The organism is Pseudomonas aestuarii (genome assembly GCF_027988105.1).
Lineage (GTDB): Bacteria > Pseudomonadota > Gammaproteobacteria > Pseudomonadales > Pseudomonadaceae > Aquipseudomonas > Aquipseudomonas aestuarii.
The window spans coordinates 22,185-43,269 of the sequence record NZ_JAQJZJ010000008.1; the positions used below are offsets into that span (position 1 = coordinate 22,185).

The window sequence follows — 21,085 nt, forward strand, 5'->3', positions numbered from 1 at the left end:
GAAGAAAAAATGATCATAAAAGTCTTTTCCGGACTGGATAAAAGCGTGGGCTGGCTGCTGGAGGCCGCGGCGTTTGTTGCCAGTATGCTGGTGGTGGGGCTGATGCTGTTTCTGGTTCTGGCACGCTATGTGTTCGGCTGGTCGGTGGTCGGTCTGCTGGAGCTGATCATGCTGTTCGGTATGTGGCTGTATATGCTCGGGGGCACGATTGCCTGCCGGCGCAATGAGCACCTCAAGGTGGACTTCATTGAATTGAAGATCACCGACCAGCGGCTGCAACTGATGCACAAGGCCCTGATTGCCCTGATTTCTTTCCTGATTTGCCTGTTTTTCGTGGTGCTGGCCTATCGCATGCTGGCCTGGGGAGTCCGCCGCCCGCAATCGACGCCCGGTATGGGCATTCCACTCTGGTTGCCGCAGGCATCCATCATGCTCGCCGCCGTTGGCTGCAGCTGTTACTCGCTGAGAGACCTGATCGGTTCACTGATCGGCATCAAGCAGCTGGGCAAAGAGGAGCTTTGAGATGGAAGGTTTTATTGCAATTGGCCTGTTGCTACTGCTGATGATCATCGGTGTTCCCGTCGCCTGGTCGTTCGCCGGCGTATTGGCCTACCTGGTCTACGCCTACGACGCCAACCTGAATACCATGATGCTGCAGGGCTACCGCTCGCTCGACTCGGTGATCCTGATTGCCCTGCCGCTGTTCGTTTTGACCGGCTACCTGATGCAAAGCGGCGGTATCGCCCGGCGTCTGGTGGACTTCATCGAAGTCATGATCGGCAAGCGCCGTGGCGGCATGGGCGCCTCGATGGTGATGGCGTCTGGCATCTTTGGGGCCATTGCCGGTACCGCTACCGCCGCCGTCGCCTCGATCGGCACCATCATGATCGGCCCGCTGGAGCAACGCGGCTACCCGCGCAGCTATTCCGCGGCGCTGCTCGGCATCTCATCGTTGCTGGGTATCCTGATTCCGCCATCCATCACCATGATCCTGTTTGCGGTGGTAACCCGTCAGTCAGTAGCGGCTTGTTTTGCCGCCTCGGTCGGACCTGCGATCCTGCTGATTATCGGCTTGATCGCTGCCAATCGCTTCAGTGTCGGGCGCTTCTTCAATGAAGTCAGCAGTGCCGCAGGCGACGGCCTCGAACAACTGCCTGGTAAAGGCAAGGCAACGATTCGCGCCTTCCCGGCATTGTCGCTGCCCATCATCATTCTCGGCGGCATTTACGGCGGTGTATTCACCCCGACTGAAGCCGCTGCAGTGGCCGTCTTCTCGGCGATGATGATCGGCTTCTTCATCTACAAGGATCTGACCCTGGGCACCTTTGCCCGCAGCGTGGTCGCCGCGGCAGAAACCACCGGCACGGTGATTCTGATCCTGCTGTTCAGCTTCATGATCGGCCGCATCCTGGCATCCGAGCGCATCCCGCAGGAATTGACCGAGCTGGTCACCACCCTGATTCAGAATCCGCTGCTGATCCTGATCGCGGTCAACCTGTTTCTGATCGTCGCCGGGATGATCATGGACGATGTCTCGGTGACCGTGGTGATCGCGCCCTTGTTCCTGCCCCTGATGGTGAGCGCTGGTGTACACCCCGTGCACTTCGCTTCGATCGTGGCCTGCTCCGTGGTCATCGGCGCCAACAGCCCGCCGGTGGCACCGATCCTGTACATGGCGTGCCGCATCGGCAAGGTATCCATCCACAAGACCGTGGCGCCAGCACTGGCGCTGATGGCCTTCGTGGCTCTGCCAGTGATGCTGGTCACCACCTTCGTGCCGGAGCTCTCACTGTTCCTGCCACGCCTGCTGGGCTTTATCTAAGCGCGGCCCCGGGCTTGCCGGACTGATCATTGGCTCAGTCCGGCAAGCTCTTTGCCGAGTGGCATGCCCCGTTTCTAGGTCATTTCATCGCCCCACACCCGAGCTGCCAGGCCACGTCTTGGAAAGCCTGCCACATGCAATTGCTTGGTTCCCGCGGCTGAAACAGGCTAATCGAATAGCGACATAGTCCATAGCCCGTTTCAGCAAATGACACCACAGGCGGGCATCAGTGCTGATGGGTCGAGCAGCAGGATTCATCCTGCTAACTCTCGCGAAATACGCAGCGCCATCACGGACGCTCACCAGCACTGCCGATCCAGACGCATCGGCTCAATGATGGTGGCCGAGATGCTGCGTTCGAAGCGATTAGCCACGCTGCAGACGGGCCAGAGCAAGGGCATAGCACCGCTACGCACGGCACCTGCGCCCGGCGGCTAACTTCAGCTCAACGCCTCCCTGACCGCCGGCCGCCGAGAGCGACACCAGTGCCTGGCTCAGGTGCGTCATCCTGCTCGCCGGCAAGCAACACCTGGCCATTGATATCGGTTATGCCGCGCAAGCCCACACCATAGGCGTCAAAGCCCAGCCGCAATGAATGGCCGCTGTAGTCCCGCCGATCATGATGGTGGCCATGAAATGTCTTGGTGACCCCGAGGCTGTTGGCCAACTCGTCGAGTACGGAAAAACCATGAGGATGCGCACTGGGCGCCTCATGGGTCACCAGAACCTCCGCTTTCTCGCTGAAGAGTACCGACAGGTCGCTCGGAAAAATCGTACTGCGATGCTTACGCGGAACCCCGCCACGCCAAAGATTGCCCGCGCCACAGTGCGCCGCGAAGTCCTTCGGCATCAGGTAATTCCAGGGTTCTGGCGGTATCCATACCTGCCCGCGAAAAACGCCGCCCAGCCCGGCAATCCGCACGCCCGCGATCTCGGCCACACGACCATGCAGGCATTTATCGGCCAGTGCCGAGCCAAAGAGGTTGTCGTAATAGAGATCGGAATCGGTGTCGTGGTTCCCGTGGATAAACCAGACGTCCGTCATACCCAGAATGGGCGCCAGCTCGATATCAAGCGGGCGCCGGGCTTGGATATCGCCCAACAGGACGATGGCCTCGGGATGACAGGCCATAACGGCCTCGATCACATGATCGAAACGACCATGGGGGTCGCCCAGAAAAAGAATCACCCTGCCCCCTGCCTTGAATGATGAGTTTCGCCAGCCAGTTTACAGACCTATCGTCCCCGCACCCGGATTGCTTTTCCCGGCATCACTGCGCCTGAACAGAGGCAGCCTGGCCGCAGGATAGCCCACGCGCGGCACAGCCAACCACGCTATCGACCAACGCGCGGCAGCACGCCCCTTAGCGGCGCAACGCCTGGCTTTCGCGCAACATGTCGAGCCCGGTATCGACCAGCAGTTCGGCATCGTCCTGCAGCGAGAAGCTTTGCGGCACCAGCAGCCACTGGCTGAGAAGGCCATCGATGTAGGCATGCAGGCAGATCGCGGCGCGCGCGGTGTCCAAGGTCGCCGGGAGTTGCTTGCGCTGGACCGCATTACGCAGCGACTGGTCGATGCGGCCGTTGCACTCCACGCTGTCGGTTTGACGTTGCTGGCGCAGGTCGCTCATCTCATCGGTGAGCTCGCAGCGGTGAAAGAGAATTTCGGTGATCCGACGGGTTTGCGGATTCAGCGCCACCCGCTGCAACAAGGTGATCAGCAACTGGCGCATGCAGCCCAGCGGGTCCAGCTCATCCGGGCTCTCGCCGGCCTTGGCCAGTTCGTCCAGCGGCTCGTGCAAGCTGTCCAGCATGGCCTGAATCAGGCCCGCCTTGTCCTTGAAATGCCAGTAGATCGCCCCGCGAGTGACGCCGGCGATGCCGGCTATTTCTGCCAGCGTGGTCCGCGAGATGCCGCGCTCATAGAAAGCCTTTTCGGCCGCCTCGAGTATCTGGCGGCGCGTCTGCTGCGCCTCCTCTTTGGTACGACGAACCATGGCAGTAACCCTCAAACAGAATGATTTCACGCAGCAAGCTATTGGCAGGCAAGGCCTTCATTGAGCCTTTGCCTGATTTTTACATTTTGTTGCTTCTGCGAATTAAAAAAAAACTTACAAACATTCACGAACGTAAGTATATTGGTTAGCAGGCTACTTATTCAACTTTTCATCCAAATCTGTCACTGGCATTTCACTTTAGCGTCTTGCCAGGCTCCCGACCGAGGCTCACATGCGATTCAATCCGGTTTTCCCCGCGCTGGTTGGCGCCGCCGTTCTAACCGCCCTGCTCAGCGGTTGCCAACAGGAAGAAGCGACGGCACCTGCCGCACAACCGCCGCAAGTCGGCGTGGTTACCCTGCAACCGCAAGCCTTTACCCTGACCTCCGAGCTACCGGGGCGCACCACCGCATACCGCATTGCCGAAGTGCGCCCCCAGGTCAACGGCATCATTCTCAAGCGCCTGTTCACCGAGGGTCGCGAAGTCAAAGCCGGGCAGCAGCTTTACCAGATCGATCCCTCGACCTATGCCGCGACCCTGAAAAGCGCGCAAGCCTCGCTGCAGTCGAGCAAATCCCTGGCCGATCGCTACAAGCTGTTGGTCGACGAACAGGCCGTCAGCCGCCAGGAGTTCGACGAGGCGCAAGCCAAGCGATTGCAGGCGGAAGCCGTTGTGCAAAGCGCACAGATCGACCTGCGTTACACCAAGGTACTGGCGCCGATCTCCGGGCGCATCGGCCGTTCGGCGATCACCGAGGGTGCGCTGGTCAGCGATGGTCAGAGCACCGCCATGGCGGTGATCCAGCAACTCGACCCGATCTATGTCGATGTCACCCAGTCATCGCTGGCAATGCTCAAGCTACGCCGTGAACTGGCCAGCGGCCAGTTGCAGAAAGCCGGCGAGAATGCCGCCAGGGTCAAGCTGATCCTCGAGGACGGCAGCGAATACGCAGAACTTGGCCAGCTGGAATTTTCCGAAGTCTCGGTCGACGAAGGCACCGGCTCGGTCACCCTGCGCGCGGTGTTCCCCAACCCGAACCACGACCTGCTGCCGGGCATGTTTGTCCACGCCCAGCTCCAGGCCGGGGTCAACCGCGAGGCGATCCTCGCCCCTCAGCAAGGCGTGACTCGCGACCTGAAAGGCCAGCCCACCGCCTTGGTCGTGGGCCAGGACAACAAGGTCGAACTGCGCGAACTCAAGGCCGACCGCACCGTCGGCAATCAATGGCTGATCAACCAGGGCCTGCACAGCGGCGACCGCCTGATCACCGAGGGCCTGCAATTCATCAAGCCTGGCGACGAAGTCCGCGTCAGTGCGGCGAGCAATATCCAGGTAGACACTCCGACCCTTGCCGCGGCCGCCGTGAAAACTGACGGCGAGGGGGAGTAACCCATGTCGAAGTTCTTTATCGATCGGCCGATTTTCGCCTGGGTGATTGCCCTGGTCATCATGCTGGTCGGCGCGCTGTCGCTGCTCAAATTGCCCATCAACCAATACCCGAGCATCGCCCCGCCGGCCATCGCCATCAGCGTGAACTACCCTGGCGCGTCCGCGCAGACAGTGCAGGACACCGTGGTGCAAGTGATCGAGCAACAGCTCAACGGTATCGACAACTTGCGCTATGTCACCTCGGAAAGTAATTCCGACGGCAGCATGGCCATCACCGCCACCTTCAACCAGGGCACCAACCCGGACACCGCCCAGGTGCAGGTGCAGAACAAGCTCAACCTGGCCACCCCGCTACTGCCGCAGGAAGTCCAGCAGCAGGGCATCCGCGTGACCAAGGCGGTGAAGAACTTCCTGATGGTGATCGGCCTGGTCTCCCAGGACGGCGGCATGAACAAGGACGACCTGGCCAACTACATCGTCTCCAACATGCAGGACCCTATCTCGCGCACCGCTGGCGTCGGTGACTTCCAGGTATTCGGCGCCCAGTACGCGATGCGCATCTGGCTCGACCCGGCCAAGCTGAACAACTTCCAGCTGACCCCGGTGGATGTGAAAACCGCCATCGCCGCGCAGAACGTCCAGGTGTCCTCGGGACAGCTCGGCGGTTTGCCGGCCGTGCAGGGCCAGCAGTTGAACGCCACCATCATCGGCAAGACCCGCCTGCAGAGCGCCGAGCAATTCGACGCCATCCTGCTCAAGGTCAACCCGGATGGCTCGCAAGTACGCCTCGGCGACGTGGCCGAGGTTAGCTTGGGCGGCGAAAACTACGGTATCAGCGCCCAGTTCAACGGCAAGCCGGCGTCTGGCCTGGCGGTCAAGCTGGCGACCGGCGCCAACGCGCTGGAAACCGCCAAGGCCCTGCGCGCCACTATTGCCGAGCTGGAGCCGTTCTTCCCGCCGGGCGTGGAGGTGGTGTTCCCGTACGACACCACGCCGGTGGTGACCGAGTCGATTTCCGGCGTGGTACAGACCCTGATCGAAGCCATTGTCCTGGTGTTCCTGGTGATGTACCTGTTCCTGCAGAACGTCCGGGCCACGCTGATTACCACCATGACGGTACCGGTGGTGCTGCTCGGCACCTTCGGCGTGCTCGCCGCCTTCGGCTTCAGCATCAACACCCTGACCATGTTCGGCATGGTCCTGGCGATCGGCCTGCTGGTGGACGACGCCATCGTCGTGGTGGAGAACGTCGAACGGGTGATGGCCGAAGAAGGCCTGTCGCCGAAAGAAGCCACGCGTAAATCCATGGGCCAGATTCAGGGTGCCTTGGTCGGCATTGGCCTGGTCCTGACGGCCGTGCTGCTGCCGATGGCGTTTTTCAGCGGCTCCACCGGGGTGATCTACCAGCAGTTCTCCATCACCATCGTCTCGGCCATGGTGCTGTCGGTCCTGGTCGCACTGATTTTCACCCCGGCGCTGTGCGCGACAATGCTCAAGCCGATTCGCAAAGGCGAACATGCACCCAAGCGCGGCTTTTTCGGCTGGTTCAACCGCAGCTTCGACCGTGGCGTACAAGGCTACGAGCGAGGTGTCGCGAGCATGCTGCGGCACAAGCTGCCATACCTGCTGGCCTACCTGCTGATCATCGTCGGCATGGTCGTGCTGTTTACCCGCATCCCCGCCGCCTTCCTTCCGGAAGAGGATCAGGGCGTGCTCTTCGCCCAGGTGCAAACGCCAGCGGGATCCAGCGCGGAACGGACCCAGGTGGTGGTCGACGAGATGCGTAGCCACCTGCTCAGCACAGAAGCCGATGCGGTCAGCTCGGTATTCACCGTCACCGGCTTCAACTTCGCCGGTCGCGGCCAGAGTTCGGGCATGGCCTTCATCATGCTCAAGCCCTGGGAGGAGCGCTCGGCGGACAACAGCGTGTTCAACGTGGCCCAGCGCGCGCAACGCTACTTCTTCAGTTTGCGCGACGCCATGGTGTTCGCCTTCGTGCCACCGGCGGTACTGGAGCTGGGCAATGCCAGCGGCTTCGACGTGTTCCTGCAGGATCGCGCAGGGGTTGGCCACGACAAGCTGATGGCCGCGCGCAACCAGTTCCTCGGCATGGCCGCGCAAAGCAAGGTGCTGGCGGGTGTGCGACCGAACGGTCTGAACGATGAGCCGCAGTACCAGCTGAGCATCGACGACGAGCGCGCCAGCGCCCTCGGCGTGACCCTGGCGAACATCAACCAGACCCTGTCGATTGCCTTGGGTGGCAGCTACGTCAACGACTTCATCGACCGCGGCCGGGTGAAGAAGGTGTATATCCAGGGCCAGTCCAGCTCGCGGATGAGCCCGGAAGATCTGAACAAGTGGTACGTGCGCAACGACAGCGGCGAGATGGTGCCCTTCTCGGCCTTCGCCACTGGCGAGTGGATCTACGGCGCGCCCAAACTGACCCGTTACAACGGCGTCGCGGCAGTGGAAATCCTCGGTACCCCGGCACCCGGTTACAGCTCAGGTGATGCCATGGCCGAAGTCGAAGCGCTGGCGCAGAAACTGCCGGCGGGCATCGGCTTTTCCTGGACCGGGCTGTCCTACGAGGAGCGTATGTCCGGTTCGCAAGCGCCGGCCCTGTATGCGCTCTCGCTGCTGATGGTGTTCCTCTGCCTGGCGGCCCTGTATGAAAGCTGGTCGATCCCGATTGCGGTGATGCTGGTGGTGCCGTTGGGCGTCATCGGCGCCCTCGCGGCCACCAGCCTGCGCGGGCTGTCGAACGACGTGTACTTCCAGGTCGGCCTGCTGACGACCATTGGCCTGGCGGCGAAGAACGCCATCCTGATCGTCGAGTTCGCCAAGGAACTGCACGAGCAAGGCCGCAGCTTGACCGATGCGGCGATCGAAGCCTGCCGCATGCGCTTGCGCCCCATCATCATGACCTCGCTGGCGTTCGGCCTCGGCGTGGTGCCGCTGGCGATAGCCAGCGGTGCCGGCTCAGGTAGCCAACACGCCATCGGTACCGGGGTACTCGGCGGCATGACCAGCGCCACCATCCTGGCGATTTTCTGGGTTCCCCTGTTCTTCGTCAGCGTCTCATCGCTGTTCCAGCGCAAGCAGCGCACAACACTCGTCGAGGAGGCGGCCCAATGAACAAGCCCTTAATCTCCCTCGCAGTCGCCACCCTGCTGCTCAGTGGCTGCTCGCTGATACCCGATTACCAGCAACCGCCGGCGCCGGTGGCCGCCCAGTGGCCGCAAGGCCAGGCCTACTCGGCAACCGCGGCGGCCGATATCGCCGCCGCCGAACAAGGCTGGCGCCAGTTCTTCCGTGACCCGGCCCTGCAGCGGCTGATCGAAAGCGCGCTGGTGAATAACCGCGACCTGCGCATCGCCGCCTTGAATATCGAGGCCTACCGCGCGCAATACCGCATCCAGCGCGCGGACTCGCTGCCTGCAGTTAGTGCAGATGGCAGCGGCAGCCGGCAACGCCTGCCGGCGGACGTTGGGCAAACCGGTAGCGCGGGGATCAGCAGCCAGTATTCGGCGACCCTCGGCGTCAGTGCCTATGAGCTGGACCTGTTCGGTCGCGTGCGCAGCCTCAGCCAGCAGGCCCTGGAAACCTACCTGTCCAGCGAGCAAGCGCGGCGTTCCACGCAAATCAGCCTGGTCGCCAGTGTCGCCAATGCCTACCTGACCTGGCAGGCCGATCAAGCCCTACTGAAACTGACCGAAGACACCCTCACGGCCTTCGAGCAAAGCCACCAGCTGACCCTGCGCAGTAACGCGGTCGGCGTGGCCTCGGCACTCGACTTGAGCCAGTCGCGCACCGCGGTCGAAGCCGCCAGGGTCAAGCTGGCGCAATACCAGCGCCTGGTCGCGCAAGACCGCAACGGCCTGACGTTGCTCCTCGGCAGCGGCCTGCCGGCGGATCTGCCAGCCGGCCAAGCGCTCGACGCAGAGCTGCTCAGCCAGGTGCCGGCCGACCTGCCGTCCGACCTGCTGCAGCGGCGCCCGGACATTCTCGAAGCCGAGCACCTGCTCAAGGCCGCCAACGCCAACATCGGCGCGGCGCGTGCGGCGTTTTTCCCGCGCATCAGCCTGACCGCCAATGCCGGCAGCCTCAGCCCGGACCTCTCCGGGTTATTCGGCGGCGGCTCGGGCACCTGGTTGTTCCAACCGCAGATCAGCCTGCCGATCTTCAATGCCGGCAGCCTGCGGGCCAGCCTGGATTACTCGAAGATCCAGAAAGACATCGGCGTGGCCCGCTACGAGAAGTCCATTCAGACCGCCTTCCAGGAGGTGGCCGACGGCCTGGCGGCACGCCAGACCTACCAGCGGCAACTTCAGGCCCAGCGCGATCTGGTCGACGCCAACCAGGACTACTACCGCCTGGCCGAGCGCCGCTACCGCATCGGCATCGACAGCCACCTGACCTTCCTCGATGCCCAGCGCTCGCTGTTCAGCGCGCAACAGACGCTGATCAGCGATCGGCTGGCGCAGCTGAGCAGCGAAGTGAACCTGTACAAGGCGCTCGGCGGTGGCTGGCGCGAACACAGCGACCAGGCCGCAGCCATGCCAAAGACGCCGGCGGAGGGTTGAAACTCAGCGGGCAGGTGCGCAGCTGACAGCGAAGCGTCGCGATGGGACAGCCCAGGCCAAGCGATTCGCGGCCTGCGGTAGTAATTGCGCCGCCCTGACGGGGCAAAGACGCAAGCAGGACAATCAGCCCGGTCTGTCGCTGTTTCATCGGGCCTGTCGATCCTCGCCAAGCCGACGGCGGGCGCCCTGCAAGTCGCGGCGCCCTGCCACTTTCGGCCTATCCTCCTCGCGCCCTCACTGTGCTTAGATAGGCCGACCTGACGGCTTCACGCCGGATCTGCGTGCAAGGATGGCCAATGACCGCTCGAACCCTGCTGCTGACCGCCCTGGCCATGCTCGCCTTTGCCGGTAACTCGCTGCTCTGCCGCCTGGCGCTAAAAGACACCGAGATCGACGCGGCCAGTTTCACCAGCCTGCGTATCGCCTCCGGCGCCCTGACGCTGTGGCTGTTGCTGTGCCTGCGTCCCGGCAATGGCGCGCTGGCCGGCAGCTGGTTGGGCGCCGCGGCGCTGTTCGCCTATGCCGCGGCCTTTTCCTTCGCCTATATCAGCCTGGACGCCGGCGTCGGCGCCTTGCTGCTGTTCGGCGCGGTGCAGATCAGCATGCTGCTGTGGGGTTTCTACCAGGGCGAGCGGTTCAGCCGATTGACCGGGGCCGGGTTATTGCTGGCCTTTGCCGGTTTGCTCGCCCTATTGCTGCCCGGCGCCAGCGCGCCGGCGCTCGGCGGTGCGCTGCTGATGCTGCTGGCCGGCGCCGCCTGGGGTGCCTATTCGCTGCTCGGCCGTGGCGTCGGCGACCCACTGGCCGCCACCGCCGGCAACTTCCTGCGGGCCACGCCGCTGGCGCTGCTGACCAGCGCGCTGCTGCTCAGTCGGGCCAACTGGGATGGACCCGGGCTGATCTACGCCCTGCTCTCCGGCGCGCTCACCTCGGGCATCGGCTATGCCGTCTGGTACACCGCCCTGCGCGGACTGAAAGCGTTCCAGGCCGCCACCGTGCAGCTCAGCGTGCCCATCATCGCCGCCCTGGCCGGCAGCCTGCTGCTCGATGAAGCCTTGAGCCTGAGACTGCTCCTGAGTTCGCTGGCCGTGCTCGGCGGCATCGCCGTGGTGTTGAGCGCCAAGCAGCGCGGGTGAAACCACCCGCAGATTGGCGCCCCTGCACACTCAGTCGCCAAGAGGTCTAACCTGACGACAACAGGCCGCGCGTTGAGCAATAGTCGCGGCCACGCTGTCTTCCATAGTGTCCCGTTCATCATTGGAATCCCCACCATGCAGAGTCCCCGTCCACTGTCTAGCTCCCTGCTGCGCCTCCTCGTCTGCTGCCTGCTGCTTGGCCTGAGCGCCTGCAGCAGCCTGGGCCCACGCGACCCGCTGCATATCGACCTGGTCGGCTTGGAGCCATTGCCGGGCGAAGGGCTGGAAATGCGCTTCGCGGTGAAGCTGCGGATCCAGAACCCCAACGACGACGCCATCGACTACAACGGCGTGGCCCTGCAGCTCGACATCAACCAGCAACCGCTGGCCAGCGGGGTGAGCAACCAGAGCGGCCGGGTGCCGCGCTTCGGCGAAACCGTGCTCAGCGTGCCGGTGAGCATTTCCGCCTATTCGGTCATGCGCCAGGCCTGGGGCGTCAGCGGCTATAAGCCGGGACAGGACCTGCCCTATGCACTGCGCGGCAAACTGGCTGGCGGCCTGTTCGGCACCATGCGTTTTCGCGACTCGGGCACCTTGAACTGGCCCGAACCGGCGAGCGCCCCCATGCAACCCTGAGCAACCTGCCCGCATAGCGGAGGGCATGAAGGAGTAAGCGCCATGCACACCGCCAGCCACCTGCAGGCCCTGCACCAGCAGGGCTTCGCCTTGCTTCCCGGGGTGCTCGATGCGCAGCAGATCAGCGCCCTGCGCGCGGCCATCGACCGCCTCAAGCCGCAGCACTGGGACTACGCCGGCCTGGTCGACCACTACAAGTGCGTGTTCAACCGCGATCCGTTCTGGCTGGCCTACCTCGACCAGCCAGGGGTGATCGAACTGGCCGAGGCCGCCCTCGGTGCCGATTGCCACATCATTGGCCAGACGGCCTGGCGCAGTCATCCCGGTTTCGTCGGCGCCGAACTGCACCTGGACTACCTGGTCATGGAGCTGCCGCAGGCGTTGCTGGCCGACCCGGCCTTCGTCCTGCCCATGCAGATCTGCACGGCGCACTTCTACCTCGATGACATCGACGCGGATCTCTGCCCGACCTGGGTCATCCCCGGTAGCCACCGCGCCGGGCGCAAGCCACTGGCGGGCGAGCAGCAGTGGCAGGGTGTGCCGGCGCAGCCGCTGTTGTGCCGCGCCGGCGACGTGCTGATGTTTCGCAGCGAGCTGTGGCATGCCGGTAGCCACAACCGCACCACGGATCGCACCCGCTACCTGCTGCAGGTGCATTACGGCCGACGCATGGTCGCGCAGAAATTCTCGCCCTACCTGACGTGGCGCTTCGACCCCGCCGTGCTGGCCGCCTGCACGCCGCGCCAGCGCCGACTGCTGGGCGAGCACGAAGAAGCCGAATACGACTGAGCGAGCATGCATAAGGGGCCGGCAACAACCGAAGCGCTCGCGGGCACCCCGCGGTTTTACACAAGCTTTACATGGTCACCGGGAGATTTTCCCTCGGCCTGCCAGTCGAATGCTGTATCCGGCCTCGGCCGACGATTTGCAGGAGATCCACCCATGATTGCTCGTATTCCTATACTTGCGGTGCTTGTCGCCAGCCTGGCACTGGCAGGAGAGGCATCGGCACGGGGTTCCGATCACAACGCCGTGATTGCCGGTGCGGTGGTCGGGGCCGTGGTCGGCGGCGCCATCGTCGCCGGTAGCCGCCATGACCGCGTGCCGGTGTATGTGGAAATCGGCGCGCCGCCACCGGTCTACTATGACTCCTATCCGCGCTATCACCAGCCACCTCCCGTGTACTACCGGCCCTATACGGTGGTGGTAGAACCGCGCTACCAGTACCGCTCGGGTCACAAGTTCCGCCACCACAACCGGCATCACTACCGCAATGATCGCTACCGCCGGCACCAACGTCATAACCGCGATTATTACGCGCCACGCTGGTAGCGCTGCCAGTCTGCCCCGCGCTACGCGGGGCAGAGACCGATCCGGGTGACCGGCTGGACGCTGCCGTATGCCCGCGCAGGCTCAATTGCCGGGTAAAACCCTATATAATCTGCGGCTTTCCATAATCCTGACCTCAAGGACCCGCCGTGAGCACTCTGCCAGCCTGCCCGAAATGCAATTCCGAGTTCACCTATGAAGACGGCCAACTGCTGATCTGCCCGGAGTGCGCCCACGAATGGTCTGCCGACGGCGCGGCCGACGCGGCGACAGACGACGACAAAGTGATCAAGGACTCAGTCGGCAACGTGCTGCAGGATGGCGACACCATCACCGTGATCAAAGACCTCAAGGTCAAAGGCTCCTCGCTGGTGGTCAAGGTCGGCACCAAGGTCAAGGGCATCCGCCTGTGTGACGGCGACCACGACATCGACTGCAAGATCGACGGCATCGGCGCCATGAAGCTCAAGTCCGAGTTCGTGCGCAAGGTCTGATCGCCACAACGCCTGCCCGCCATCGCGCCGGCAGGCGTGCTTCGCCCCCCCGCCGCAGCTTCCATTCCCCGAACGCCGCTATTGCGCCAGCCAGGCTGCAACTCGCTGCAGCGCCTGTTGCTGGCGCTGCAGCCAGTCGCCCCGCAGGTTGACGAAGGGCTGGCGGTGGGCCTGCAGCCAGTCGCGGCAAGCCTGGTGGAAATCCAGGCGCTCGGCCAGCTGCGGCTGGCAGCGCTGGCCGTCGTCGATCCAGGGCACATCCTGCGGATCGAGCAGCAGGTGCAGGTCGTAACGGCGCGCCAGCAGCGCCGGCTCGATCCAGGCCGGACAGTCGCCGAACAGGCTCTGGCTCCACAGCAGGTTGCTCAACAGGTGGGTGTCGAGGATCAGCAGATCCGGCCGGGCCGCGCGCGCCTGATCTTCCCAGGCCAGCTGGCCACGGGCAATCGCCGGGATGTCCGCGTAACAGGTATCGCGGCCCTGCTGCTCGATGAAATGGCGCACGTACTCACCGACCAGCACGCCGCCGAAACGCCGCTGCAGCGCCTCGGCCAGCCAGCTCTTGCCGCTCGACTCCGGGCCGGTCAGCACCAGCACCTTCATGCGCCGGCCGGCTCCGCGCGGGCCAGCTCGGGGGCGCGGCGCCAGGCCAGCCAGCCCTGCAGCGCCAGCAGGCAGAACAGACCGTAGAGGCCGGCCGTGAGGTACAGCTCCTTGCTGACGAACAGGCCGACGAAGATCACGTCCAGCGTCAACCACAACGGCCAGCACTGCAGGCGTTTCTGCGCCATCCACACCTGGGCGACCAGGCTGAATCCGGTCAGCGCGGCGTCCAGCCAGGGCGCCGCCGCGTCGGTGTAGGTGGCCATCAAGTAGCCCAGGGCGAGGCTGCCGGCGGCGCCGAGAGCCAGGCTCAGGGCCATGGCCCGGGCGCCCAGGCGACTGACCGCGCGGCCCTGCTGCTGACCGCCGCCACGGGTCCACTGCCACCAGCCGTAGAGCTGCAGCACCGCGTAGACCACTTGCAGGAGCATGTCCGAATACAGCTTCACCTCGAAGAAGATCCAGCTGTACATCAACACCATCAGCAGGCCGATCGGCCAGCACCAGACATTCTGTTTGACCGTCAGCCAGACGGCGATCACGCCCAGGGCGGCGGCGAAGAGTTCAAGCGGCGACATTGCAACCTCGGTACGGCAGGCGCTGGCCTGCCCGGGAAAATTGTGGCCGGCGATTGTAACCAATTCGTGCGAATGGGTTAGGGTAGCCCGGCGCCGGTCGCCACCGGCGCACCCAACGCGCCTCGCCCAGGGCGCCAGGAACTCGCGGCAATGCGCCGCGCACAACGATGTGAACAAGGAAATCACCGATGGCTCGACAACTTACCCTGAAACCCGTCGCCGGTGCCCTGGTCGGCCTACTGCTGGTCGCCGGGGTGCTCGGCTCCTGGTACACCGTGGATGAAACCGAACGCGGGGTGCTGCTGCGTAACGGTGCACTGGTCGGCGTGATCGAGCCCGGCCTGTCGTTCAAGGTGCCCTTCATCGAGACGGTCAAGCGCATCTCGACCCAGAGCCAGGTCACCATCTATGACCGCTTGCAGGCCTACAGCAAGGATCAGCAGGCGGCGACCCTGCGCGTCTCGGTGTCCTGGCATGTGGTGCCCTCGGAAGTGGCCAAGGTCTATACCGCCTACCAGACCAGCGACGGCATGAAGGATCGGCTGATCAGCCGCCAGGTGCCGACCCAGGTGGAAAACGTGTTCGGCCGTTACAACGCCGTGGCCGCCGTGCAGAGCCGCGGTCAGTTGGTCAGCGACATCTCCGCCGCGATCAAGGCCGCCATCGACGGCCCGGTGGTGATCGACAGCGTCCAGGTGGAGAACATCGACTTCTCCGACGCCTATGAGAAAGCCGTGGAAGCGCGCATGACCGCCGAAGTCCAGGTCAAGACCCGCGAGCAGCAACTGGCCACCGAACAGGTGCAGGCGCAGATTCGCGTCACCCAGGCGCAGGCCGAGGCCGACTCGCAACTGGCCCAGGCCAAGGCCGATGCCGAAGCCACCCGCCTGCGCGGCCAGGCCGAAGCCGAGGCCATCCAGGCCCGTGCCCAGGCGCTGGCGAGCAACCAGAACCTGGTCGAGCTGACCAAGGCGGAGCGCTGGAACGGCGTGCTGCCGACCACCGTACTGCCCGGCGGCTCGCTGCCGTTTATCGACGTGCACAAGTAAGCGACCCGCGGCATCCACCGGCTGGCGCCCCGCGCCGGTCGGCCCACCGCAATAGCGCAAGAAATTGCGCACATTCCCGGAAAACACCGGAATAGAGGCCCTCGGCCAGCTGCTTAGCACGTATCATGCGCGGCTTTTTGCCTAGAGCCGCCCATGCCCCGCCTGATCGCCCTGCTCTGCCTGCTGTTCGCCGTCTCCATCCAGGCCGACGCCCCGCCTAACTTCGCCGCCGCCAAGAAAATTGCCTGGAAGCTCTATGCCGAGCGACCGAGCACCTTCTATTGCGGCTGCGCCTACCAAGGCAAGCGCGTCGATCTGGCCAGCTGCGGCTACAGCGTGCGCAAGCAGGAGCGCCGCGCGCAGCGTCTGGAATGGGAGCACGTGGTGCCCGCCTGGGTGATCGGTCATCAGCGCCAGTGCTGGCAGCACGGCGGACGCAAGAACTGCACGCGCAACGACCCGCTGTTCAAGGCCGCCGAAGCCGACCTGCACAACCTGGTGCCGAGCATCGGCGAAGTGAATGGCGACCGCTCCAACTACGCCCTCGGCATGCTCGGCGACAAGCCGCAGCAGTACGGCGCCTGCCCCATGGTGGTCAACTTCAAGCAGAAAACCGCCATGCCTCCCGCGCAGGCCCGCGGCGCCTCGGCGCGCATCTACCTGTACATGGCCGACCACTACAAGCTGCGCCTGTCCAAGCTCGACCGGCGCACCTACGAAGCCTGGAACCGCCAGTACCCGATCAGCGAATGGGAGCGCTGGCGCAACCAGAAAGTCGGCTGCGTGATGGGCCATGGCAATCCCTACATCGGCGCCCTCGATCGAGGTCGTTGCCCGGCCCTGCGCCGCGCCGGCGACACCCCGCGCAGCAGCGGCTAAGCCCTAGGCGCCGCCATCGAGAGGCCATTTACGCCGGCAATCTGGCAGTTTCCCCCTTTGCACCGCGCGGCGCCGCTCTCTAGGCTGGCGATCCTGAGCCCGGGCTTTTCGCCCTGCCCCGAGGAGTCATCATGTCGAGCCACAGCGGCGTCTCGCGCCTTCCCGCCAATGCCCACTGGCAGCATTTCAGCCACGAGGGCGAAGCGGCGCACTTCTATCACGCCAACGGTTTCCCCCTGAGCGTCTACGAACCCCTGCTGACGCGCCTGAGCGCCCGCCTGGCAATCAGCGGCCTGGCCTGCCGGGCGACCTGGCCGGGCATCGGCCAGCCGCCGCGGCGGCGCGATTGGCAGCTGTACGCCGACGACCTGATCGACTTCATCGAGCACCATTACCGCCGGCCGATCATCGGCATCGGCCACTCGCTGGGCGCCACCAGCACCATCCTGGCGGCGGCCAAGCGACCGGAGCTGTTCAAGGCTTTGGTGCTGATCGAGCCGGCCATGGTCTCGCCGGGCCTGGCGCGCCTGGCGCGCTGCCTGCCCAAGGCGCTGATGCAGCGCACCGAGCCGGCCAGGAGCACCCTGGCCAAGACTGACCGCTGGCCCAGTCGCGAAGCCTTTCTGCAACAGTGCCAGCAGACCCGTGGCTACCGCCGCTTCGGCCAGGAAACCCTGCAGGCGCTGGCTCGGCACGCCGTGGTCGAGGCGCCGGACGGCCAGGTGCAGCTGGCGTTCCCCAAGCACTGGGAGGCGCACAACTACACCCAGCCGCCCAACGTCATGGCGCAGCTCGAACGCCTGCCCATGCCCTGCGTGGCGATCCGCGGCAAACCCTCGGTGTTCTTCACCGAACAGCTGTGGCAGGAATGGCAACGGCGCTGCCCGCGGACCCACTTCGAGCAGGATCTGGACCACGGCCACCTGCTGCCGCTGGAGAACCCCGCCGGCTGCCAGCAGCTGATCGAACGGGGTCTGGCCCGTATCGGTGCCCTGCGCCCGACGGCCTAGCTGACGGGGTCAGGGCTGCAGCTGCTGCAAATAGGTGGCCAGGGCGCTTATCTGCGCGTCGTTGAAGTCGGCGGCGATCGACATCATCACCGAGCCGGCGCGACTCGGGTCCTTGTCGCGAAACCGCGTCAGCGCCTTGCGCAGGTATTCGGCCGGCTGGCCGGCCAGGCGTGGGGTGTTGTCGCGGCCTTCGGCGTGCACGCCGTGACAGCCGGTGCAGATGCTCTTGAACGTCACCTCGCCCTGCTGCCGCAAGGCCGCATCGACCGGCTCGCGATGCGCCAGCAGTTGTTGCTGACCGAAGTAGATGGCGATGTTGACCCTATCCTCCAGGGTCAGGGTCGGCGCCAGCTTGGACATGACGAAGTCCTTGCGCTCGCCGCTGGCGAACTTCTCGAAGGCGTTGAACAGGTACACCGGGTTCTGCTGGGCCAGGTTGGGAATGTACGGCCGTTTGCTGTTGCCGTTCTCGCCGTGGCAATTGCCGCAGAACAGCATGCGTTCCTGGCCGGCAGCATAGGCCTGCTCGCGCAACACCGGGTCGGCGTTGATCCGGGAAAAGCGCTGCATGGCCTCATCGCTGGCCTGGGCCAGGCTGGCGATGCAACAGATGAACACAAGGGTGAGTACGCGCATGGCGGGAGACCTTTGCCTGGTTTGCTCGATAGGACGGGCGGCGACTATAGGCGCAACCACCCGGCCGTACCCCGGCACAGGTCAAGCAAATGGCAGATAGGGCCTGGTCGGGGCAGCCCGTGCAGGCCCACCCCGCGCCGCGAGAGCGGCATGACCGAACGCTTTTGGTGCACCTGGGGCTAGCCCGCCGCAGGCACGCCCTCAGAAGGTGCGCGTGCGGGGTTCAGGCCGAGCGGGCATGCGGCACTTCCATCAGCTTATCGAGCAACTTGAGGATATGCCGGCGGGTAATCACCCCGATCACCTTGCCGCCGGCATCGACCACCGGGTAACTCTTCGGCTTGTCGCCGAGCATCTGCTGCGCCAGTGCCACGGCGTCCATTTCGACAGTCACGCTGAGCACGTCGCTGCGCATGATGTCGCGCACCGTCGCCACGCGCTGGTTGTAGTAGGCCACCTGAATCGCCACTTGCAGGCACTCCTGCTCGGAAATCCAGCCCAACAGCAGGCCCTGCGCATCGGTGACCGGCCCGCCGAGAATGGGATAGCGCATCAGCAGCCTGGCCGCCTCCACCACCGGCATGTCGGCGCGAATGGAGGCAAAGTCCTTGGTCATGTAATCGGCAATAGCGGCAGTGTTCATCGAGCGGGCTCCCCTGGGGCTAGCGAGTCGTGGTCGACCGGGCGGGCGCCCGGGCCCTAGACCCATAGCAAGTTCCAGGCCCTGTTTATTGCTTGGCCGCCGGTACCGAAGCGGCGGACTGCTGCCTATGGCGTCCTGCCAGCATCCGCAGTATGTTCGAGGGACGTTTATTCAAGGATGACCCCATGGCCAGCAAAGCCCACCCGCAGCGTCCGCAACAGCTTCTGGCGGTGCTGATCGACGCCGACAACGCCTCCGCCGCCATCGTCGAAGGCCTGTTCGAGGAAATCGCCAAGTTCGGCGTCGCCAGCGTCAAGCGCATCTATGGCGACTGGACCCAGCCCAACCTCGGTAAGTGGAAGCAGGTGCTGCTCGACCACAGCATCCAGCCGATTCAGCAATTCGCCTACACCCGCGGCAAGAACGCCACCGACAGTGCCTTGATCATCGACGCCATGGACCTCCTCTACACCCGGCGCTTCGACGGCTTCTGCCTGGTTTCCAGCGACAGCGACTTCACCCGCCTGGCCGCCCGCCTGCGCGAGGAAGGCCTGACCGTCTATGGCTTCGGCGAAGAGAAAACGCCCAAGCCCTTTGTCTCGGCCTGCGACAAGTTCATCTACACCGAAATCCTCCGCGCCGATGCGCCTGAAGCCCAACCCGAGCCGGCCAGCAGCGACGACAAAGCCCCGCCAAGCACGAAAGGCGAACAGGCCGGCGAACCGCTCAAGGCGCCTGAGAAACCGAAAGCGCAGAAGGTCCCGGTGGACTTCATCGCCAAGGTCATCGAAGACATCGACGACGAAGACGGCTGGATCCAACTCGGCTCCCTCGGCTCGACCATCAGCAAACTGCGCCCGGCGTTCGATGCGCGGCTGTACGGGTTCAGGAAACTCAGCGACTTGATCAAGGGCCATCCCAAACGCTTCGAGTTGCAGGTGCGCGGGAGCAGTGCGACGGGGGGCGAGGCGTTGTATGTGAGGAATCGGAAGACGGGGAAGTGAAACGCGTACCGCAGGAGCCAACACAAACCACGGGCATCAATACAGCAAGGAGCTAGACATGGAATTCTTTGAAAAACTTAACAGCCTCTCCGCCAAGATTCGCCAACAGGCTGCCGCGATAAAAACGGAAGAAGCTACGAAAAATGCCTTTGTCATGCCATTCATCAACAGCGTGCTCGGCTACGACGTATTTGATCCTCGGGAGGTAACCCCGGAATTCGTCTGTGACGTTGGGACGAAGAAAGGTGAAAAGATTGACTACGCAATCCTGAAAGATGGTGAAGTTCAAATATTGATCGAATGCAAAAAAATTGGCGAGCCACTGAACATCAATCACGCCTCCCAACTGTTTCGCTACTTCCATGTAACCAATGCTCGTATCTCCATCCTCACGAACGGCCAAGTCTACAAATTCTTTACTGACCTCGACGCCCCAAACAAGATGGATGAGAAGCCCTTTCTTGAACTGGACTTGCTCGACATTGATGAGCACGCCGTACCCGAACTAATAAAACTCACAAAATCGGCCTTCGATGTTGACTCCATTGTCAATTCGGCGGGCGAACTTAAGTATGTCAGCCAAATAAAAAAAGAAATCGCATCTCAGTTCAGCAAACCTGATGATGATTTTGTAAAGTTCTTTGCCTCCCGCGTTTATGAAGGAATGATCACGCAAAAAGTGCGTGAACAATTCGCCGAACTGACCCGAAAAGCTGTTGCTCAATTTCTCAGCGACCAAGTGAATGATCGCTTGAAGTCGGCGATGAGCGGGGCGATTCAACCCAGCTATAGTGCGGCCACACCTACAGCAACCGAAGCCTCGGCAGAACAACTCGACGAGCCCGCAGACGACAAAGTCATGACCACGCTTGAAGAGCTTGAGGGCTACCATATCGTGAAAGCCATTGTGCGTTCAGTTGTTGACGCGAAGCGAATCATTCAGCGTGACACTCAGAGTTACTTCGGCATTTTGTTGGATGACAATAACCGCAAACCAATTTGCCGCCTGCATTTCAATCGCATGCAAAAGTACATTGGCATCTTTGACCAAGAGAAAACCGAGACACGCCACCCGATCAGTTCATTGGATGAAATTTACGATTTTTCCGACCAGTTGAAAAAGACCACCGGGTTTTATTCATAATTTCCATATGCCGCGACACTACTTTTCATGATGGGTTGAGCGTAGCGATACCCATCAACTTCTCGACCAGCACCCACCCAAGCACCCGGTGTTGAACCGCCTCTACTCCATTGGTCTTAATTTCGTGTTTCGCCCTTACGGCGAGTCACTTT

Annotated in this window: 21 protein-coding genes; 15 read left to right on the forward strand and 6 right to left on the reverse strand. The window is 63.4% G+C overall.

Annotation, left to right across the window (positions count from 1 at the left end):
- The first annotated feature begins 9 nt into the window (after positions 1–9).
- Positions 10–522 (forward strand): TRAP transporter small permease, encoded by a 513-nt coding sequence (locus tag PH586_RS16515; protein ID WP_271348864.1) that lies wholly within the window; start codon positions 10–12, stop codon positions 520–522.
- Position 523: 1 nt separating this feature from the next.
- A complete protein-coding gene (locus PH586_RS16520; protein ID WP_271348865.1) occupies positions 524–1,822 on the forward strand; it encodes a TRAP transporter large permease in 1,299 nt (432 codons plus the stop codon).
- A 445-nt stretch (positions 1,823–2,267) separates the two neighbouring features.
- On the opposite strand, the gene PH586_RS16525 is transcribed toward PH586_RS16520, so the two are convergent.
- Both PH586_RS16525 and PH586_RS16530 read right to left on the reverse strand, forming a co-directional pair.
- On the reverse strand, positions 2,268–3,011 hold the full coding sequence (locus PH586_RS16525; RefSeq protein ID WP_271348866.1) for a metallophosphoesterase family protein: 744 nt from the start codon (positions 3,009–3,011) through the stop codon (positions 2,268–2,270).
- Positions 3,012–3,186: 175 nt separating this feature from the next.
- Complete coding sequence (locus PH586_RS16530) at positions 3,187–3,819, reverse strand: TetR family transcriptional regulator (RefSeq protein ID WP_271348867.1); 633 nt, start codon at positions 3,817–3,819, stop codon at positions 3,187–3,189.
- Between the two features lie 232 nt (positions 3,820–4,051).
- Between PH586_RS16530 and PH586_RS16535 the strand changes: the two genes are divergently transcribed.
- From PH586_RS16535 to PH586_RS16570, 8 genes are all read left to right on the forward strand, one after another.
- Positions 4,052–5,209, forward strand: a complete 1,158-nt coding sequence (locus PH586_RS16535; RefSeq protein WP_271348868.1) for an efflux RND transporter periplasmic adaptor subunit — start codon at positions 4,052–4,054, stop codon at positions 5,207–5,209.
- Positions 5,210–5,212: 3 nt separating this feature from the next.
- Positions 5,213–8,344: an efflux RND transporter permease subunit gene (locus PH586_RS16540; RefSeq protein ID WP_271348869.1), complete on the forward strand. Its 3,132-nt coding sequence runs from the start codon at positions 5,213–5,215 to the stop codon at positions 8,342–8,344.
- The gene (gene adeC / locus PH586_RS16545; RefSeq protein ID WP_271348870.1) at positions 8,341–9,792 is read left to right on the forward strand and encodes an AdeC/AdeK/OprM family multidrug efflux complex outer membrane factor; all 1,452 of its coding nucleotides are present in this window, start codon (positions 8,341–8,343) and stop codon (positions 9,790–9,792) included. Before PH586_RS16540 ends, adeC begins: the two co-directional genes overlap by 4 nt.
- Positions 9,793–10,088: 296 nt before the next feature.
- Entirely contained in the window at positions 10,089–10,928 is an 840-nt protein-coding gene (locus tag PH586_RS16550; RefSeq protein ID WP_271348871.1) for a DMT family transporter, read from the forward strand.
- Between the two features lie 135 nt (positions 10,929–11,063).
- Positions 11,064–11,564 carry an LEA type 2 family protein gene (locus PH586_RS16555; protein WP_271348872.1) on the forward strand — a complete coding sequence of 167 codons (501 nt, stop codon included), beginning with the start codon at positions 11,064–11,066 and terminating at the stop codon, positions 11,562–11,564.
- 42 nt (positions 11,565–11,606) lie between these two features.
- Positions 11,607–12,353, forward strand: coding sequence for a phytanoyl-CoA dioxygenase family protein (locus tag PH586_RS16560; RefSeq protein WP_271348873.1), 747 nt, complete (start codon positions 11,607–11,609; stop codon positions 12,351–12,353).
- A gap of 153 nt (positions 12,354–12,506) precedes the next feature.
- On the forward strand, positions 12,507–12,896 hold the full coding sequence (locus PH586_RS16565; RefSeq protein ID WP_271348874.1) for a hypothetical protein: 390 nt from the start codon (positions 12,507–12,509) through the stop codon (positions 12,894–12,896).
- 146 nt (positions 12,897–13,042) lie between these two features.
- Positions 13,043–13,387 carry a zinc ribbon domain-containing protein YjdM gene (locus PH586_RS16570; protein WP_271348875.1) on the forward strand — a complete coding sequence of 115 codons (345 nt, stop codon included), beginning with the start codon at positions 13,043–13,045 and terminating at the stop codon, positions 13,385–13,387.
- Between the two features lie 78 nt (positions 13,388–13,465).
- On the opposite strand, the gene PH586_RS16575 is transcribed toward PH586_RS16570, so the two are convergent.
- A complete protein-coding gene (locus PH586_RS16575; RefSeq protein ID WP_271348876.1) occupies positions 13,466–13,990 on the reverse strand; it encodes an AAA family ATPase in 525 nt (174 codons plus the stop codon).
- The gene (gene pnuC / locus PH586_RS16580) at positions 13,987–14,568 is read right to left on the reverse strand and encodes a nicotinamide riboside transporter PnuC (RefSeq protein WP_271348877.1); all 582 of its coding nucleotides are present in this window, start codon (positions 14,566–14,568) and stop codon (positions 13,987–13,989) included. The genes PH586_RS16575 and pnuC overlap by 4 nt, the downstream gene beginning before the upstream one ends.
- A gap of 188 nt (positions 14,569–14,756) precedes the next feature.
- On the opposite strand from pnuC, the gene PH586_RS16585 reads away from it, so the two are divergent.
- The 3 genes from PH586_RS16585 (at position 14,757) to PH586_RS16595 (ending at position 17,506) form a co-directional block, all read left to right on the forward strand.
- Positions 14,757–15,617 (forward strand): SPFH domain-containing protein, encoded by an 861-nt coding sequence (locus tag PH586_RS16585; RefSeq protein ID WP_271348878.1) that lies wholly within the window; start codon positions 14,757–14,759, stop codon positions 15,615–15,617.
- 153 nt (positions 15,618–15,770) lie between these two features.
- The gene (locus tag PH586_RS16590) at positions 15,771–16,496 is read left to right on the forward strand and encodes an endonuclease I family protein (RefSeq protein ID WP_271348879.1); all 726 of its coding nucleotides are present in this window, start codon (positions 15,771–15,773) and stop codon (positions 16,494–16,496) included.
- A gap of 131 nt (positions 16,497–16,627) precedes the next feature.
- Positions 16,628–17,506 carry an alpha/beta fold hydrolase gene (locus PH586_RS16595; protein ID WP_271348880.1) on the forward strand — a complete coding sequence of 293 codons (879 nt, stop codon included), beginning with the start codon at positions 16,628–16,630 and terminating at the stop codon, positions 17,504–17,506.
- Positions 17,507–17,515: 9 nt separating this feature from the next.
- Here PH586_RS16595 and PH586_RS16600 read toward each other — a convergent pair whose 3' ends face one another.
- Positions 17,516–18,142, reverse strand: coding sequence for a c-type cytochrome (locus PH586_RS16600; RefSeq protein ID WP_271348881.1), 627 nt, complete (start codon positions 18,140–18,142; stop codon positions 17,516–17,518).
- Between the two features lie 223 nt (positions 18,143–18,365).
- Positions 18,366–18,785: a CBS domain-containing protein gene (locus PH586_RS16605; RefSeq protein ID WP_271348882.1), complete on the reverse strand. Its 420-nt coding sequence runs from the start codon at positions 18,783–18,785 to the stop codon at positions 18,366–18,368.
- A gap of 185 nt (positions 18,786–18,970) precedes the next feature.
- On the opposite strand from PH586_RS16605, the gene PH586_RS16610 reads away from it, so the two are divergent.
- Positions 18,971–19,789 (forward strand): NYN domain-containing protein, encoded by an 819-nt coding sequence (locus PH586_RS16610; RefSeq protein WP_271348883.1) that lies wholly within the window; start codon positions 18,971–18,973, stop codon positions 19,787–19,789.
- 58 nt (positions 19,790–19,847) lie between these two features.
- Positions 19,848–20,933: a type I restriction endonuclease gene (locus tag PH586_RS16615; RefSeq protein WP_271348884.1), complete on the forward strand. Its 1,086-nt coding sequence runs from the start codon at positions 19,848–19,850 to the stop codon at positions 20,931–20,933.
- Positions 20,934–21,085 lie beyond the last annotated feature (152 nt).

Excerpts from the sequence above, each read along its gene's own strand:
- PH586_RS16520 (WP_271348865.1), top strand. The coding sequence starts at position 524 with ATGGAAGGTTTTATTGCAATTGGCCTGTTGCTACTGCTGATGATCATC.
- adeC (WP_271348870.1), top strand. The coding sequence starts at position 8,341 with ATGAACAAGCCCTTAATCTCCCTCGCAGTCGCCACCCTGCTGCTCAGT.
- PH586_RS16590 (WP_271348879.1), top strand. The coding sequence starts at position 15,771 with ATGCCCCGCCTGATCGCCCTGCTCTGCCTGCTGTTCGCCGTCTCCATC.
- PH586_RS16515 (WP_271348864.1), top strand. The coding sequence starts at position 10 with ATGATCATAAAAGTCTTTTCCGGACTGGATAAAAGCGTGGGCTGGCTG.
- PH586_RS16550 (WP_271348871.1), top strand. The coding sequence starts at position 10,089 with ATGACCGCTCGAACCCTGCTGCTGACCGCCCTGGCCATGCTCGCCTTT.
- PH586_RS16560 (WP_271348873.1), top strand. The coding sequence starts at position 11,607 with ATGCACACCGCCAGCCACCTGCAGGCCCTGCACCAGCAGGGCTTCGCC.
- PH586_RS16535 (WP_271348868.1), top strand. The coding sequence starts at position 4,052 with ATGCGATTCAATCCGGTTTTCCCCGCGCTGGTTGGCGCCGCCGTTCTA.
- PH586_RS16615 (WP_271348884.1), top strand. The coding sequence starts at position 19,848 with ATGGAATTCTTTGAAAAACTTAACAGCCTCTCCGCCAAGATTCGCCAA.
- PH586_RS16540 (WP_271348869.1), top strand. The coding sequence starts at position 5,213 with ATGTCGAAGTTCTTTATCGATCGGCCGATTTTCGCCTGGGTGATTGCC.
- PH586_RS16600 (WP_271348881.1), bottom strand. The coding sequence starts at position 18,142 with ATGCGCGTACTCACCCTTGTGTTCATCTGTTGCATCGCCAGCCTGGCC.
- pnuC (WP_271348877.1), bottom strand. The coding sequence starts at position 14,568 with ATGTCGCCGCTTGAACTCTTCGCCGCCGCCCTGGGCGTGATCGCCGTC.
- PH586_RS16565 (WP_271348874.1), top strand. The coding sequence starts at position 12,507 with ATGATTGCTCGTATTCCTATACTTGCGGTGCTTGTCGCCAGCCTGGCA.
- PH586_RS16530 (WP_271348867.1), bottom strand. The coding sequence starts at position 3,819 with ATGGTTCGTCGTACCAAAGAGGAGGCGCAGCAGACGCGCCGCCAGATA.
- PH586_RS16585 (WP_271348878.1), top strand. The coding sequence starts at position 14,757 with ATGGCTCGACAACTTACCCTGAAACCCGTCGCCGGTGCCCTGGTCGGC.
- PH586_RS16575 (WP_271348876.1), bottom strand. The coding sequence starts at position 13,990 with ATGAAGGTGCTGGTGCTGACCGGCCCGGAGTCGAGCGGCAAGAGCTGG.
- PH586_RS16605 (WP_271348882.1), bottom strand. The coding sequence starts at position 18,785 with ATGAACACTGCCGCTATTGCCGATTACATGACCAAGGACTTTGCCTCC.
- PH586_RS16555 (WP_271348872.1), top strand. The coding sequence starts at position 11,064 with ATGCAGAGTCCCCGTCCACTGTCTAGCTCCCTGCTGCGCCTCCTCGTC.
- PH586_RS16610 (WP_271348883.1), top strand. The coding sequence starts at position 18,971 with ATGGCCAGCAAAGCCCACCCGCAGCGTCCGCAACAGCTTCTGGCGGTG.
- PH586_RS16595 (WP_271348880.1), top strand. The coding sequence starts at position 16,628 with ATGTCGAGCCACAGCGGCGTCTCGCGCCTTCCCGCCAATGCCCACTGG.